Genomic DNA, 13,631 nt, shown 5'->3' on the forward strand with positions numbered 1-13,631 from the left:
ATCACTTCTCCCTCATCAATTCTTCTGCTTGTTTTGTTTTCATCCTTTTTACAAGTTCCTGATATGAATGAGTGCGAATTATCTTGTTAAACTGGCTGCGATAGTTACTTACAAGGCTGACTCCTTCAATAACCACATCATAGACCTTCCATTCTTTTCCATTGAAATAAAGTCTGTAGTCAATTGGAATCTCTTTTTTGTCTTTTGTAATTATCTTTGTTTTTACTTCAGCATACTTACCATTTTCAATTCTTTCATCGGTATAAACTACTTCCTCAGTAGTGTAAGACTCAATTTTTCCACTGTAAGACCTTTCAAGAAGGTCCTTGTAAAGTTCAACAAACTCTTTTTTCTCCTGAGGTGTTCTGTCTCTCCAGTAAATACCAAGAGAACGTTTTGCCATTTCATCAAAATCAAAAACTTTACTGATTTCTGCTCTCAATGCAGCTCTTCTCTGCTGCCTCTTTTCTCCCTTGTACTTAGGGTCTTTGAGAATGCTTATTACCTTATCCACAGTTTTTTTAATCTGTTCCTTTGGCGAAACAATAGCAAAAGCAACGGATATGGTAAAAATTAAAATTAACAAAATTATTAAAGATTTTTTCATTATTTAACCTCCCTTTCTCTGTCAAGTCCAGATGCCTGAAGCAAATTTGCAATAGCCATTTTTTGATTATAAAGTGCTTTTAAGTGATTTACTCTTGTAGTGGCATATGCAAGCACAGCATCAGCTAAATCCTTTGTTTCTCCCAATCCCATATCAAGATTTGCCTGAGCAGTTATAAGCCATTTTTTCGCATTTTGATAAGCATCCTCCATATCCCTGGCAGATTTTGTTGCTTCCTCGAGTTCATAATAGGCTTTCATAATCTGAACTGGAATTCCCTGTTCAGCAAGTTTTTTCTTTTCAAGAATTTTTTGATACTCAATCCGAGCCTCTCTTACTTTTCCCTTTGTTATTCCAAAATCAATGTTAAGTTTCATACCAACTACTGCAGCCAGCATTGAGTCATTAAGAGGATCAGAAATGTAGGGATTATGTATTCTGTCTCGGTTTGTAGCACCTGCGAGAGAGCCTTTAATAAGGAAAAATATCTGAGGATAAAAGTTGCTCTTTTCAACATCAACCAGAGCCTGTTTTGCTTTAAGTCCTTCTTTGATCTGTATCATTTCAGGTCTTAGCTGAAAAGCCTTTGCAATTAACTCATCCGGTCTGATGTATGCTTCTTCATATTTTAAAGGTTCTGTAATTATCTCAAGCTTTGTATTCTGTGGAGTTCCTGTCATGAATTTCAAAGCTTCTATTATTATTGCTTCATTTTTGTCAATTTCATTTAAATTTCTTTTAACTTCACCTAAATAAGTTTTAAGTTTGTAAAGAGTGAGTTCATCAGTAGAGGGAATATCTTTTTTTAAATCCTCTTCAGTTCTTTTTATTGCCTTTTCAAGTTCATCCTTTATCTCATTGGCAAGCATCCTCAAATCCCTTATCATAGAAAGGCTCCAGTAAAGTTCCTTTGTCTTTAAAATAATTTCTGAACGTTTTTTTTCAAGCTCTGCCTCTGAAACCTTTATCCCTCCTTGGGCTGCTTTCTTGTATCCTGAAATCTTTCCAAAGGTATAAATTGGCTGAAGCAGCTGCATTGTAATCATGCCAAAAACACCATTAATTGTGGTTGATTTAACATCAGTTCTTATCTCTGGAGATATTGCTTCTTTGCGTGCCTCAGGAGATGGACCTGCTAAAGCCATAAGCTCAATCTGTGGAAATACTGCAGCCTGAGCCTCACTAAGTTTTGCTTTATAGATTTCAATGTCCTGTTTGTATTCACCAAGCTCTGGATGAAATTTAACAGCTCTTTCAATGCACCCTTTAAGGTCAACAATAACTTTATCTTCTGCAAAACAAACTGAAGAAAGCAGAACTACAGTAAAAATAATTAAAATTTTAAATTTTCCCGAACACATATTTTGATAATACCTCCTCTATATCTATAGATGACTCTGTCTCTCTAATTTTACCATTGTGTGCAATATATTGCTCAGAACCACCAGGTGTAATCTGAATATATTTTTCGCCAATTAATCCTTTTGTTCTTACAGAAGCAATAGAATCCTCGGGAAGTTTGATTGAATTTAGTATTTTAAGCTCTACCACTGCCTGGTATCTATTGTTAAGAGTAACCTTCTCAACAGAACCAACAGGAACTCCTGCAATCTCGACAACAGAGCCTTTTTTAATTCCTCCTACTTTGTCAAACTCTGCATAAACAGTGTAATAACCACTCTGAAACATATCAATCTTACCAAGTCTGAAAGAAAGCCAGCCAAGTGCAAGAATGCCGATCAAAACAAATACTCCAACTATTATTTCAAGATTTTCCCTTTTCATTGCTTCCTCCGTTTTCTATTCCCATTATAAAATTTTTTACAACAATGTTTTCACTTTTTTGAATTTCTTCTGGAGTTCCAATTTCAACAATTTTTCCATCATGAAGCATAGCAACTCTGTCTGAAATCTCAAAAATCTCTGGAATTTCATGACTTATTATTAATCCAGTAAATCCATACTGTCTTTGAGTGTCTCTTATAAGCTTATGAATTGAGCGAACCAGAATTGGATCAAGTCCTGTTGTTGGTTCATCAAAAAGAATTATCTTTGGATGAGCTATTAAAGCCCTTGCAAGAGCAACTCTTTTACGCATTCCTCCACTAAGCTCAGCGGGATATTTGTATTCCATGCCCTGAAGTCCTACATCACTTAAAGCTTTCATAACTCTGTCGTTAATCTCTTTTTTATTCAATTTTGTTTTCTCTGTAAGAGGAAAGGCAACATTATCATACACAGTCATTGAATCAAAGAGAGCTCCTCCCTGGAAAACAACTCCAATGTCTGCTCTTATTTCATCGAGTTGGCTGCCTTTAAGCTTTGTTATGTCCATGCCTTTTATAAAAACACTTCCTTTGTCTGGCTTTAATAATCCCACAATATGCTTAAGAAGAACAGATTTACCACCCCCACTTCTTCCAATTATAGCAGTTACTTCACCTTCATTTATAATTAAATTAACACCCTTTAAAACCTGTTGTTTTCCAAATGATTTGTAAAGCTCTTTTATTTCAATCACAATAAAAAGGCTCCAAGCATATAATCCCATATAAGTATAACAACAGAAGAAAGAACAACAGCATTTGTTGTTGCTCTGCTTACTCCTCTTGCTCCATAACCAGCATAATAACCCATAAATGTGCATATCCATGTAACAAGTAAACCAAAACTCAGTGATTTGTATAAGCCAATTCTTATATCTTCCATATCCACATACAACTCCATCTGAGAAAAATAGGTGCCTTCACTGAGTCCAAGAGCATGAACAGAAACCACATAGCCACCATAAATTCCAACAACATCAAAAATTGCTGTTAAAAGAGGAAAGGTAACTATCCCTGCAAGAATATTTGGAACAACCACATATTTCATGGGATTTACAGCCATAACAGTCAGAGCATCAATCTGTTCAGTGATTCTCATAATTCCAATTTCAGCTGTTACTGCAGAACCAGCTCTTCCTGTAACCATCAATGCACATAAAACAGGACCAAGCTCTCTTATGAGAGAAAGAGCAACAACAGGACCGAGTAAAGCATCTGCACCAAATTTATTTAATGCGTAAAATCCTTGAAGAGCCAAAACCATTCCACTGAAAGCACCTGTAAAAATCACAACAATCATTGATTTATTTCCAAAAAACCTTACCTGTCTGAGAAAATTTTTAAATTTAAATGGAGGGGTAAAAATGTAATAAATTGAATCAACAAGAAAAATAAACATTCTTCCAAGAAATATAAAAAGCTCTATTGCGTATTTACCGAGAAATTTTATAAATTTTGTCATTGAATTTTTAAAATATATATTTTGGTCTTTTTTTGTCAATATTTGCTTAAAATTCTAATTTAATGTTAAAGTAAAAAAATTTTTAAAAAAGGAGATGTCCAATGAAATATTTAAAATTCTTTATTTTTTTAACAATCTCTTTAATGGTTTTTTCCTGCAGTAAAAGCGATGAAGTGGTTGTAAAAGCTGGCTCATCAAAGCTAACAAAAAAAGAGCTTCAGGAAGACCTTAAAAGCCTTCCTCCCCAAACAAAAGCCTTTCTTGCCACTCAAGAAGGTATAAATCGTCTCAAGGATGAATTAATTAAAAGAGAAGTTTTATATGAAGAAGCAAAGAAAAAAGACCTGGCAAAATCAGAGGACTTTAAAAGACGAGTTGAAGAATTTAAAAAAATTACACTTATTAATATGTTGCTTGAACAGGAATTGAAAAATTTACCTCAGGTGACTGAAAAGGATGCAAAAGATTATTATGAAAAAAACAAGGACCAGTTTATTAAACCAGTAGAGGTGAGATTGAGCCAAATAGTTGTAAAAAATGAACAAGAGGCTAAAAAAGTCTATGAAAAAATAGACAAAGGTGAAGATTTTGCCAAAATAGCCAATGAGCTGTCAAGGGATGAAAAAACAAAATCCATTGGAGGAGATATAGGATTTTTTAAAAAAGGTCAACTAAATCCACAAATTGAAAATGTTGCCTTCAGCTTAAAAAAAGGACAGGTAAGTATGCCACTGAATTTAAAGGGACAACTTTACATATTCAAAGTTACTGATGTAAAAGGGGTTCCAGTTGATTTTGAACAGATTAAACCACAATTAATGGAGCAGCTTAAGGCAAAAAAACAGCAAGAGTGGTTTCAGAGTTACATTGAAGAACTAAAGAAAAAATATAAAGTAGAAGTAAATGAAAAGGCTTTACAGGAAATACTAAATCAAGCTTTGATTGGAGGCAAACCTGAACAACAGGCTAAATAATTATTTACCAATGCAGAATTCACTGAAAATTAAATTTAATATATCTTCAGTAGTAACAACACCTACAATCTGACCAAGAAAACTTAGAGCCTCTCTGAGAAACATGGCAGTTATCTCAAGAGGCTCTTTTTCTTTAAAACTTTGAAGGGCATTATTCAATGCCTGCAGTGCATTCTCAAGTGCTATTTTATGCCTCATTTTTGTTATAACTACACCTTCCTGTTCATATTTACCTGAAATCGTCGTATTGAAAATAAGCTCCTTTAACTCTTCTATACCTTCTCCTTTTAAGGCTGAAATCTCAACTCGTGGCTTATCTTTTAAAACCTCTGGCAAACAAAATTCCTTACTTCTTATGTCTTTTTTATTTATTACAACAATAATTTTTTTATGAATTACCCTGTTTATTATTTCTTCATCAAGACTATCAATGGGTCTGCTGCTGTCAAGAACAAGAAGAACAAGCTGAGCAAGCTCAACAGCTCTGAGAGTTCTCTTTATTCCTTCTGCTTCTACAAGGTCATGGGCTTCACGAATACCAGCAGTATCAACTATTTTAAGAGGCATGCCCTTAATATTTACATACTCTTCAATAATATCTCTCGTAGTACCTGGAATTTCTGTAACAATAGCTCTGTCTTTCATTAAAAGAGCATTCAGCAGAGATGACTTACCCACATTTGGTTTCCCAACAATTGCAGCTCTAAGGCCTTCCATGTAAATTTTTCCTTCTTCATATCCTTCAATGAGTTTGTTAATTTCCTCTTTTATACGATTTATTTCAGTTTGAATCTCCTCCTGTGTTAATCCATCTATATCTTCTTCAGGAAAATCTATATAAGCTTCCACATGAGCACAGACTCTCATCAAAGAATCTCTCAATTCATTGATTTTTTTTGAAAGCCTTCCACTTAAATGCTCTAAAGCAATTTTTTGAGCCTGTTCAGTTTTAGCTCTGATAAGGTCTATTACTGATTCAGCCTGACTCAGGTCAATTCTTCCTCTTAAAAATGCCCTTTTTGTAAACTCACCTGGTTCAGCAAGACGAGCACCCTGCGAAATAACCAAATCAAGAATTCTTTTTAAAGTTACATATCCACCATGACAGTTTATTTCAACTACATCTTCTCGTGTATAAGTATTTGGAGCTCGCATAACAGTTACCAGTACTTCATCAATCTTTTGCCCTGTTTCAGGATCAATTATAAAACCATAGTGAATAGTATGAGTTTTTACCACCAAGAGATTCACTCCCTTTGAGCTCTGAAATATTCTGTTTGCAATAGAAATTGCCTCTTTCCCGCTTATACGGATTATTCCAATACCACCTTCTCCTAAGGGCGTGCTTATGGCAGCAATTGTGTCAAACTCTGAAGAAATCACTTAGCTTTTTTTATCTTCTGGTTAATATAAAATTGTTGGGCTATTCCAAATATGTTGTTTACAAGCCAGTAAAGAACAAGCCCTGAAGGGAAACTCAAGAATACAAATGTAAAAACTACTGGCATAATCAGCATTATTTTTTGCTGAGTTGGATCTGCAGTAGAAGGTGTCATCTTTTGTTGAATCAGCATTGTAGCACCCATTAAAATGGGCAGAATATAATAGGGATCCTTTGCTGAAAGATCATGAATCCATAACATAAATGGAGCCTGCCTGAGCTCAATTGCTATTGTAAGGATTTTATAGAGAGCAAAAAATACAGGAATCTGAAGAAGTATTGGAAGACATCCACTCATTGGATTGATTTTGTATTTTCTATAAAGTTCCATCATCTCCTTTTGAAGTCTCTGAGGATCATTCTTGTATTGTTCTTTCAATTGCAGTAACTTGGGTTGAAGCTCACTAAGCTTTTGCATTGACTTCTGCCCGCGGTTAACTATGGGAATAAAGGGAATTCTTACAAGTATTGTGAGAATTATTATGGCTATTCCGTAATTTCCAACAAAACTATAAAGAAGCTTTAAAAACCAGAAAAGAGGACGGGCTATAATTGAGAAAAATCCAAAGTCAACAATGTGCTCAAGCCCGACATTGAATTTTTTGAGATAATCATAGTCTTTCGGTGCAGTGAATACTTTATACTGATTTATTCCATCCTGAAACTCTGCTGCTATGAGAGTATTTCCATTATAAGGTAAAACAACGAATTGTTGAGCTTTACTGACAGGTACAATGGCTGAAAAAAAGTATTTATCCTCTTGAGCAATCCATTTTACACCTTCTTTGTATGTAACAGGTTCTTTTATTTTTGAGGGATTGAGCTCAATTCTCTGAGCTTCTTTTAAAATTACAGGACCCCAGTGAGGTGCATTTGTTTTCTCAAAAATTCCAAAATCCTCTCCCAGTGTTACATAATAAGAACCTATACCACTTACTTCTTCTTTTACATCCATTGAATAATCAGCTTTATTAAAAATAAAACTTCTTTTAATTGAAATGCTACCATCGCTCCAGTTAAATACAACCACTGCTTCCGTGGAATTCTTAAATGTTGCCTTTGAATCGTCTACATTGAAAATAATCTTTGCATAATCAACTTTACCGTCCTTAATTATTGAAATTGCTGGAATTTGACCAGAAGAAAGTTTAATAGGATTACCATTTGAATCTTTATATTTTTTCAATTCCACTGATTTAATAGTTGCACCTTCATTTGAAAGAACCACTTTGAAGACTTCATTTTCTACAACCACTTCCTTATACTTTACATCTTTGACTATTGGTTTTGTTTCTTCTTTTTTGTCAGAAGGAAAATGAAGGATTTGTGAAGTAACAGGTTTTTCCTCTTTTTTAACTTCTTCCTTTTGCTGAACTGGCTGATTTTGTGGCTTATAATACTTTGTGTATAAATACTGGCTACCAAAAAGTATAACCATACTTAAAATTACTGCTAAAAATGCTCTTAATCCTGTTTTTTCCATGTCCTCACCTTAATGGATCATATCCTCCTCTATGAAATGGATGACATTTAAGTATTCTTTTAATTGCGAGTAAAATCCCCTTTACTCCATATTTTTTTATAGCCTGTTCAGCATATTCTGAACAAGTTGGATAAAATCTACATGCAGGAGGCATAAGTGGTGATATAAACCTCCTGTAAAATCTTATTAAAAACAAAGAAACTCTGGATATTAAGGAGTTAATCTCCATCTACCTTTCGCTCTTCTTCTTTTTATTACTCTTCTTCCACCCGGAGTGCTCATCCTTTTAAGAAAACCGTGAGTTCTTTTCTTTTTAAGCTTATGGGGATGATAGGTTGTATAGGCTCCCAATTTTTAACCTCCCTTTTAAAATTTGTAAGGAATAAGAGTTCTTATAGCCTTATATTGAGTTTCGTCAACCTGAGCTGGATGCCTTAAATGTCTTGTCCTCTTTGAAGGTTTACCTGTAAGTAAGTGGCTCTTGTTAGCTCTCCTGCGCATAATCTTGCCAGTTGCTGTAACTTTAAATCTTTTTGCCGCTCCTCTGTGTGTTTTGAGTTTTGGCATAAATAATCTCCTCCTAACTGAGTTTAGATGGATATTTTAATAAAATTTTAATGAAATTATCAATCTTTTCCAGGAGCTATAATCATGCTCATGTTATTACCTTCAAGGCGGGGTTCCTGCTCAATTCTATGAGCAAAACCTATAAGAAGAGCCTTTATTTTATCAAAAACTTTAATCCCCAGTTCAGGATGAACAATTTCTCTTCCTCTGAAAAAAAGTGTTACTCTTGCTTTATCTCCGTCTTCAAGAAATCTTTTAATATGTTTTACTTTTAGTTGAAGGTCATGGTCTGAAATCTGTGGCCTTATCTTTATTTCTTTTACTGTAGGAGTCTTCTTTGATGAGCTCTTTTTGTCAAGTTGATACTTATATTTTCCATAGTCCATTATTCTACAAACTGGTGGATTTGCATTTGGTGCTACTTCTACAAGATCGTAACCTCTTTCCCTTGCTATCTGAATAGCCTCTCTGGTGCTTATCACTCCAATCTGTTTACCATTTTCATCAACCAATCTTACTTCCTTTGCCTTAATAGCTTCATTTACTCTAATTTCCTTTGTTGCTATCTTCTCACCTCCTCAATTTATTTTCTCTGCTGTATTCTTTCAAAAAGCTGCTGTGAAAACTCATCAATTGTTATAAGTTCAAGATTCTTTCCTTCTGTCAATCTTACTGTAATTTTACCACTTTCTATTTCCTTATCACCAACTATTACCATATAGGGCACTTTATTCAAAGTTGCCTGCCTTATTTTATAACCTATTTTTTCATTTTCAGTATTGAGTTTTACTCTAAAACCTTTTTCCATAAGCTTTTCATAAACCTGTGTTGCGTAGTCCACATGTTTTTCAGAAATAGACATAACCTCAACCTGTACAGGAGCAAGCCATAATGGAAAGGCACCAGCATAATGCTCAATCAACACTCCCATAAATCTCTCAAGAGAACCCATTAAAGCTCTATGAATCATAATAGGTCTATGTTCTTTACCATCTTTTCCTCTATATGTGATATCAAATCTTTCTGGTATATTAAAATCAACTTGAATTGTGCTACACTGCCATGCTCTGTTTAATACATCTTTTATTTTTATATCAATCTTTGGTCCATAAAAAACTCCTTCTCCAGGATCAATCTGATAGGGGAGACTTCTTTTTTTAAGTGCCAGTTCCAGAGCTTCTGTTGCTTTTTCCCAGTTTTCAGGGCTTCCAACATATTTTTCCGGTCTTGTAGAAATGTATATTTCATAATTGTCAAATCCAAAGGTCGATAAAATAAATATTGTAAAATCAAGAACTTTTTGAATCTCTTCCTCAAGCTGTTCTTCTGTGCAGAATATATGAGCATCATCCTGAGTAAATCCCCTCACCCGGAGCAGTCCGTGTAAGACTCCAGATCTTTCGTATCTGTAAACTGTTCCAAGTTCTGCAAATCTTAATGGAAGATCTCTATAACTGCGAAGTTCAGATTTATATACCTGAATATGGAAAGGACAGTTCATTGGTTTAAGCTGGTAGGCAATTTCATCAATATGCATGGGAGAAAACATATTTTCTCTGTAAAAATCAAGATGCCCGCTTTTACTCCATAGCTCAAGTTTTGCAATATGAGGCGTATAAAGAAGTTGATATCCTGCTTTTAAATGTTCATCTTTCCAGAAATCCTCTATGATTTTTCTGACAATTGCTCCATTGGGAAGCCATATTATAAGTCCAGGACCTACTTCTTCGCTTATTTCAAAAAGTTTGAGTTGCCTACCAAGTCTTCTGTGGTCTCTCTTTTTAACTTCTTCAAGAAATTTAAGATACTCATCAAGTTCCTGTTTTGTTTGAAAAGCTGTTCCATATATTCGCTGTAACATCTTATTTTTTTCATCGCCACGCCAGTAAGCTCCGGCAACACTAAGAAGTTTAAAAGCCTTGACCATTCCAGTATGAGGTATATGAGGTCCTCTGCATAGATCAATAAATCCGCCTTCTTCATATACTGATACCCGGTCATCTTCTATTTCATTAAGAATCTCAACTTTATAGGATTCACCAAGGCTTTCAAAAATTTTAATTGCTTCCTGTTTTGAGATTTCCTTTCTGATAAAGGGGTTTTTTGCTTTTATAATCTCCTGCATTCTTTTTTCTATTTTGTTAAGGTCTTCTTCTGTAAAAGGTTCATCTTTGTCAAAATCATAGTAAAATCCATCTTCAATGGCAGGTCCTATTGTAACTTTTACCTCAGGAAATAAATCTTTTACAGCATGAGCCATTATGTGGGCAGTGCTGTGCCTGAGGATTTCAAGCCCTTCCTTGCTTTCAGATGTGATTAATTCAATTTCTTCCTCTCCATTGAGAGAAAATAATGAAGATAAATCTTTAGACTGTCCATTAATTTTGATTGCTATTGCCTGCTTTTCCTTAAAAAGTTTCTCTAATTGCTCAGGCTCTAACTCAAAAATACTGTCGTTAACTTTTACTTTTATGCTCAACCTCCTAAAATTTTTTTTCAAGTTTTATATTAATCTAAAACTCAAGTAATAATCAATACCTAATGTTACTGATAGAAAATCATCTATTGGAATGACTGTAGCGTTTTTGGGTTATAAATCTCGAGTAGCAGAGCGTTCAACAGAAGAGATTATCCTTTGCTACTACTGTTGGAAATATAGAGAAAGAAAACTCAGTGTCATGAAAAGATTTCACTTGACAAAGTCGGGTCAGATATAAAAGAATTAGACAAAAACAAAACTAAGTAAGGAGGGAAAAGATGTTTAAAGGTTCAATGGTTGCAATAGTAACACCTTTTAAGAAAGGCAAAGTGGATGAAAAGGCTCTTGAAGAGCTTATAGAATGGCATATAAAGGAAGGAACTCATGCTATTGTTCCATGTGGCACAACTGGTGAGGCATCAACTCTTGATTATGAAGAGCATTACAGAGTTATTGAAATTACTGTAAAAGTCGTAAACAAACGAATTCCTGTTATTGCAGGAACAGGCTCAAACTCAACAGAAGAGGCAATAATGATTGCCCGCAAAGCAGAAAAACTCGGCGCAGACGCTTGTCTTTCAGTAACTCCATATTATAATAAACCTACTCAGGAAGGACTGTATAGACATTTTAAAGAAATCGCAGACAAAACAGGACTGCCGATGATTCTCTACAATGTTCCTGGAAGAACTTCAGTGAATATGTTACCGCAGACAGTGGCTCGCCTTGCTGAGCATCCGAGAATTGTTGGAATTAAAGAGGCTACAGGAGATATGAAGCAAGTAAGCGAACTTATAAGACTCTGTGGAGCTGAGTTTGCTGTTATTTCAGGAGATGATTTTACAAATCTGCCTCTCCTGTCGCTTGGTGGAAAAGGCTTTATATCAGTAACTGCAAACATCTGCCCAAGAGACATGGCAGAGCTATTTAATGCATGGGAAAGAGGAGACATTAATCTTGCGAGACAATTACATTACAAACTGGAGCCTCTTAACAAAGCAATGTTCATCGAAACAAATCCCATTCCAGTTAAAACAGCCCTTGCAATGATGGGTAAAATAAAAGAGGAATTCAGGCTTCCTCTATGTGAGATGTCGGAAGCGAACAAACAAAAACTTGCGGAGGTTTTGCGTAGCGCTGGTCTTATTAAATGATTGAAGAGCTTATAATTAAAAACTTTGCAATTATTGACAGTCTTTCAATTCCGCTGGCAGAGGGATTTAATGTCCTTACAGGTGAGACAGGAGCTGGAAAATCTATAATTGTTGATGCCATAGGAGTTTTGCTTAAGGAAAAAGTATCAGCCTCTGATTTTGTGAAACACGGTAAAAATGAGGCTGTCATAGAAGTGGCACTCAGTGATGTAAAGATTGCAGAGTCAGAGGATAATCTTGTAATTCTTAGAAGAGTTCTTCCAGTTCATGGAAAGACAAAGTCATACATAAATGATTCAATTTACACATCTCAGGGATTTGTAAAAATTGCTTCTCAGCTTATAAACATTCATGGACAGCATGAACATACCTATCTTTTAAAAAAGGAAAATCACATTGATTTTCTTGACACAATTGCAGGATTAAATGAAGAAGTAAATGCCTTTGCTGAAATTTATGAAAAAGTTCTTACAATAAGAGAAAAAATTGAGCTACTTAAGAAGGAACTCATAACAAAAAGGCAGAAAAAGGAGCTTATGGAGTTTCAACTGAAAGAGATTGAATCTGCTCAACTTAAAGAAGGAGAGGAAGAAGAACTAAATGAACAGAGAAAGATACTTAAAAATGTTTTAAAGCTTAAAGAGCTTGCTGAAAACGCCTTCAGTCTTCTTTATGATGAAAAAAACTCGGTTCATGAAAATCTTTCTCAAACGCTAACAACTCTTAAAGAGCTTGCTCGTTTTGACTCAAAAGCAGAGGAGATAAAAAATCTCGTAGAATCAGCTCTTGCCCAGATTGATGAAGCTATTTACTCCTTAAGAAAACTTAAAGAAAGCTATGAGCCAGACCCATTTACTCTTGAAAAGATAGAGGAAAGACTTACACTACTGAACAAACTTAAGTCAAAATATGGAGGCTCAATAAGAGAAATCCTTGAATACGCAAAAAACACTGAGAAAGAACTCAGTATTGTCAGTATTTCAGAGGAAGAAATTAAAAAACTGCAAGAAGAACTTAACACTGCTCAAGCAGAGATGCATAAACGAGCAGAGGAACTTTCACAAAAGAGAAAAAATCTGGCAAAAAGAATTGAAGCCCAGGTCAATGAAGAGCTTAAAGAGGTTGGATTCAGTAATCCTCAATTTGAAATAAGAATCAGCGAAAAAGAGATTTCATCAAAAGGCAAGGACGATGTGGAGTTTTATTTTTCGGCAAATCCAGGAGAACCTCCAAAACCTTTAAGCAAGGTCGCATCAGGAGGAGAACTGTCCCGTTTAATGCTCGCTCTTAAATGTGTTGAGCTTAAGGAAGCAAAAAAGGATATAAAATCAATGACTTTGATATTTGATGAAATTGATGCTGGAATTGGAGGAAGTGTGGCAGAAAATGTTGGGAAGAGACTTAGTGAGCTTGCAAGGTATTATCAGGTGCTTTGCGTAACTCATCTTCCGCAGATTGCAGCAAAGGCTCAGCATCATCTAAAGGTAGAGAAAGTTATATCGGATGAAAAAACAGTTGTAAAGGTTGAATTGCTAAATAAGGCAAAGAGAAAAGAGGAAATTGCCCGAATGCTGAGTGGACGAATCACAGAAAGTTCCCTTTTTCACGCTGAAGAACTGCTTCAGGATTGAAATAAGT

Annotated in this window: 15 protein-coding genes; 3 read left to right on the top strand and 12 right to left on the bottom strand. The window is 35.0% G+C overall.

All coding sequences use genetic code 11. The features are described from left to right. Position 1: 1 nt before the first annotated feature. Genes ACP5O9_RS00910 through ACP5O9_RS00930 form a run of 5 tightly spaced genes read right to left on the bottom strand, consistent with a single transcriptional unit; the run spans position 2 to position 3,895 of the window. Positions 2–607: an MlaC/ttg2D family ABC transporter substrate-binding protein gene (locus tag ACP5O9_RS00910; RefSeq protein ID WP_353686869.1), complete on the bottom strand. Its 606-nt coding sequence runs from the start codon at positions 605–607 to the stop codon at positions 2–4. Further along, positions 607–1,968: a TolC family protein gene (locus ACP5O9_RS00915; RefSeq protein ID WP_428723261.1), complete on the bottom strand. Its 1,362-nt coding sequence runs from the start codon at positions 1,966–1,968 to the stop codon at positions 607–609. The genes ACP5O9_RS00910 and ACP5O9_RS00915 overlap by 1 nt, the downstream gene beginning before the upstream one ends. After that, a complete protein-coding gene (gene mlaD, locus ACP5O9_RS00920; protein WP_353686867.1) occupies positions 1,949–2,392 on the bottom strand; it encodes an outer membrane lipid asymmetry maintenance protein MlaD in 444 nt (147 codons plus the stop codon). Before mlaD ends, ACP5O9_RS00915 begins: the two co-directional genes overlap by 20 nt. Further along, positions 2,373–3,128 carry an ABC transporter ATP-binding protein gene (locus ACP5O9_RS00925; protein WP_353687080.1) on the bottom strand — a complete coding sequence of 252 codons (756 nt, stop codon included), beginning with the start codon at positions 3,126–3,128 and terminating at the stop codon, positions 2,373–2,375. Before ACP5O9_RS00925 ends, mlaD begins: the two co-directional genes overlap by 20 nt. Further along, positions 3,125–3,895 carry an MlaE family ABC transporter permease gene (locus ACP5O9_RS00930; RefSeq protein ID WP_353686866.1) on the bottom strand — a complete coding sequence of 257 codons (771 nt, stop codon included), beginning with the start codon at positions 3,893–3,895 and terminating at the stop codon, positions 3,125–3,127. Before ACP5O9_RS00930 ends, ACP5O9_RS00925 begins: the two co-directional genes overlap by 4 nt. Before the next feature lie 101 nt (positions 3,896–3,996). Between ACP5O9_RS00930 and ACP5O9_RS00935 the strand changes: the two genes are divergently transcribed. Next, positions 3,997–4,869, top strand: coding sequence for a peptidylprolyl isomerase (locus ACP5O9_RS00935; RefSeq protein ID WP_424904688.1), 873 nt, complete (start codon positions 3,997–3,999; stop codon positions 4,867–4,869). Here the strand turns inward: ACP5O9_RS00935 and mnmE are convergent, their stop codons facing one another. The 7 genes from mnmE to thrS are packed head-to-tail and all read right to left on the bottom strand — an operon-like array spanning position 4,870 to position 10,833. Further along, a complete protein-coding gene (gene mnmE / locus ACP5O9_RS00940; protein ID WP_428723262.1) occupies positions 4,870–6,252 on the bottom strand; it encodes a tRNA uridine-5-carboxymethylaminomethyl(34) synthesis GTPase MnmE in 1,383 nt (460 codons plus the stop codon). Beyond that, a complete protein-coding gene (gene yidC / locus ACP5O9_RS00945) occupies positions 6,249–7,793 on the bottom strand; it encodes a membrane protein insertase YidC (protein ID WP_428723263.1) in 1,545 nt (514 codons plus the stop codon). Before yidC ends, mnmE begins: the two co-directional genes overlap by 4 nt. A gap of 4 nt (positions 7,794–7,797) precedes the next feature. After that, complete coding sequence (yidD, locus tag ACP5O9_RS00950) at positions 7,798–8,022, bottom strand: membrane protein insertion efficiency factor YidD (RefSeq protein ID WP_353686862.1); 225 nt, start codon at positions 8,020–8,022, stop codon at positions 7,798–7,800. Next, complete coding sequence (gene rpmH, locus ACP5O9_RS00955) at positions 8,004–8,144, bottom strand: 50S ribosomal protein L34 (RefSeq protein ID WP_012545609.1); 141 nt, start codon at positions 8,142–8,144, stop codon at positions 8,004–8,006. The genes yidD and rpmH overlap by 19 nt, the downstream gene beginning before the upstream one ends. A gap of 15 nt (positions 8,145–8,159) precedes the next feature. Then, the gene (rpmI, locus tag ACP5O9_RS00960) at positions 8,160–8,360 is read right to left on the bottom strand and encodes a 50S ribosomal protein L35 (protein ID WP_353686861.1); all 201 of its coding nucleotides are present in this window, start codon (positions 8,358–8,360) and stop codon (positions 8,160–8,162) included. A gap of 59 nt (positions 8,361–8,419) precedes the next feature. Next, positions 8,420–8,926: a translation initiation factor IF-3 gene (infC, locus tag ACP5O9_RS00965; RefSeq protein ID WP_428723296.1), complete on the bottom strand. Its 507-nt coding sequence runs from the start codon at positions 8,924–8,926 to the stop codon at positions 8,420–8,422. Positions 8,927–8,943: 17 nt separating this feature from the next. After that, entirely contained in the window at positions 8,944–10,833 is a 1,890-nt protein-coding gene (thrS, locus tag ACP5O9_RS00970; RefSeq protein ID WP_428723297.1) for a threonine--tRNA ligase, read from the bottom strand. A gap of 284 nt (positions 10,834–11,117) precedes the next feature. Between thrS and dapA the strand changes: the two genes are divergently transcribed. Beyond that, positions 11,118–11,993: a 4-hydroxy-tetrahydrodipicolinate synthase gene (gene dapA / locus ACP5O9_RS00975; RefSeq protein WP_424904684.1), complete on the top strand. Its 876-nt coding sequence runs from the start codon at positions 11,118–11,120 to the stop codon at positions 11,991–11,993. Continuing rightward, positions 11,990–13,624 carry a DNA repair protein RecN gene (gene recN, locus ACP5O9_RS00980; RefSeq protein ID WP_428723264.1) on the top strand — a complete coding sequence of 545 codons (1,635 nt, stop codon included), beginning with the start codon at positions 11,990–11,992 and terminating at the stop codon, positions 13,622–13,624. The genes dapA and recN overlap by 4 nt, the downstream gene beginning before the upstream one ends. Positions 13,625–13,631: the final 7 nt, after the last annotated feature.

It is taken from the genome of Thermodesulfovibrio sp., assembly GCF_049969575.1.
Classification (GTDB): domain Bacteria; phylum Nitrospirota; class Thermodesulfovibrionia; order Thermodesulfovibrionales; family Thermodesulfovibrionaceae; genus Thermodesulfovibrio; species Thermodesulfovibrio obliviosus.

Bases quoted from the DNA above. Each gene is read 5' to 3' on its own strand.
- ACP5O9_RS00910 (WP_353686869.1), bottom strand. From the start codon at position 607: ATGAAAAAATCTTTAATAATTTTGTTAATTTTAATTTTTACCATATCC.
- ACP5O9_RS00915 (WP_428723261.1), bottom strand. From the start codon at position 1,968: ATGTGTTCGGGAAAATTTAAAATTTTAATTATTTTTACTGTAGTTCTG.
- mlaD (WP_353686867.1), bottom strand. From the start codon at position 2,392: ATGAAAAGGGAAAATCTTGAAATAATAGTTGGAGTATTTGTTTTGATC.
- ACP5O9_RS00930 (WP_353686866.1), bottom strand. From the start codon at position 3,895: ATGACAAAATTTATAAAATTTCTCGGTAAATACGCAATAGAGCTTTTT.
- ACP5O9_RS00935 (WP_424904688.1), top strand. From the start codon at position 3,997: ATGAAATATTTAAAATTCTTTATTTTTTTAACAATCTCTTTAATGGTT.
- yidC (WP_428723263.1), bottom strand. From the start codon at position 7,793: ATGGAAAAAACAGGATTAAGAGCATTTTTAGCAGTAATTTTAAGTATG.
- yidD (WP_353686862.1), bottom strand. From the start codon at position 8,022: ATGGAGATTAACTCCTTAATATCCAGAGTTTCTTTGTTTTTAATAAGA.
- rpmI (WP_353686861.1), bottom strand. From the start codon at position 8,360: ATGCCAAAACTCAAAACACACAGAGGAGCGGCAAAAAGATTTAAAGTT.
- dapA (WP_424904684.1), top strand. From the start codon at position 11,118: ATGTTTAAAGGTTCAATGGTTGCAATAGTAACACCTTTTAAGAAAGGC.
- recN (WP_428723264.1), top strand. From the start codon at position 11,990: ATGATTGAAGAGCTTATAATTAAAAACTTTGCAATTATTGACAGTCTT.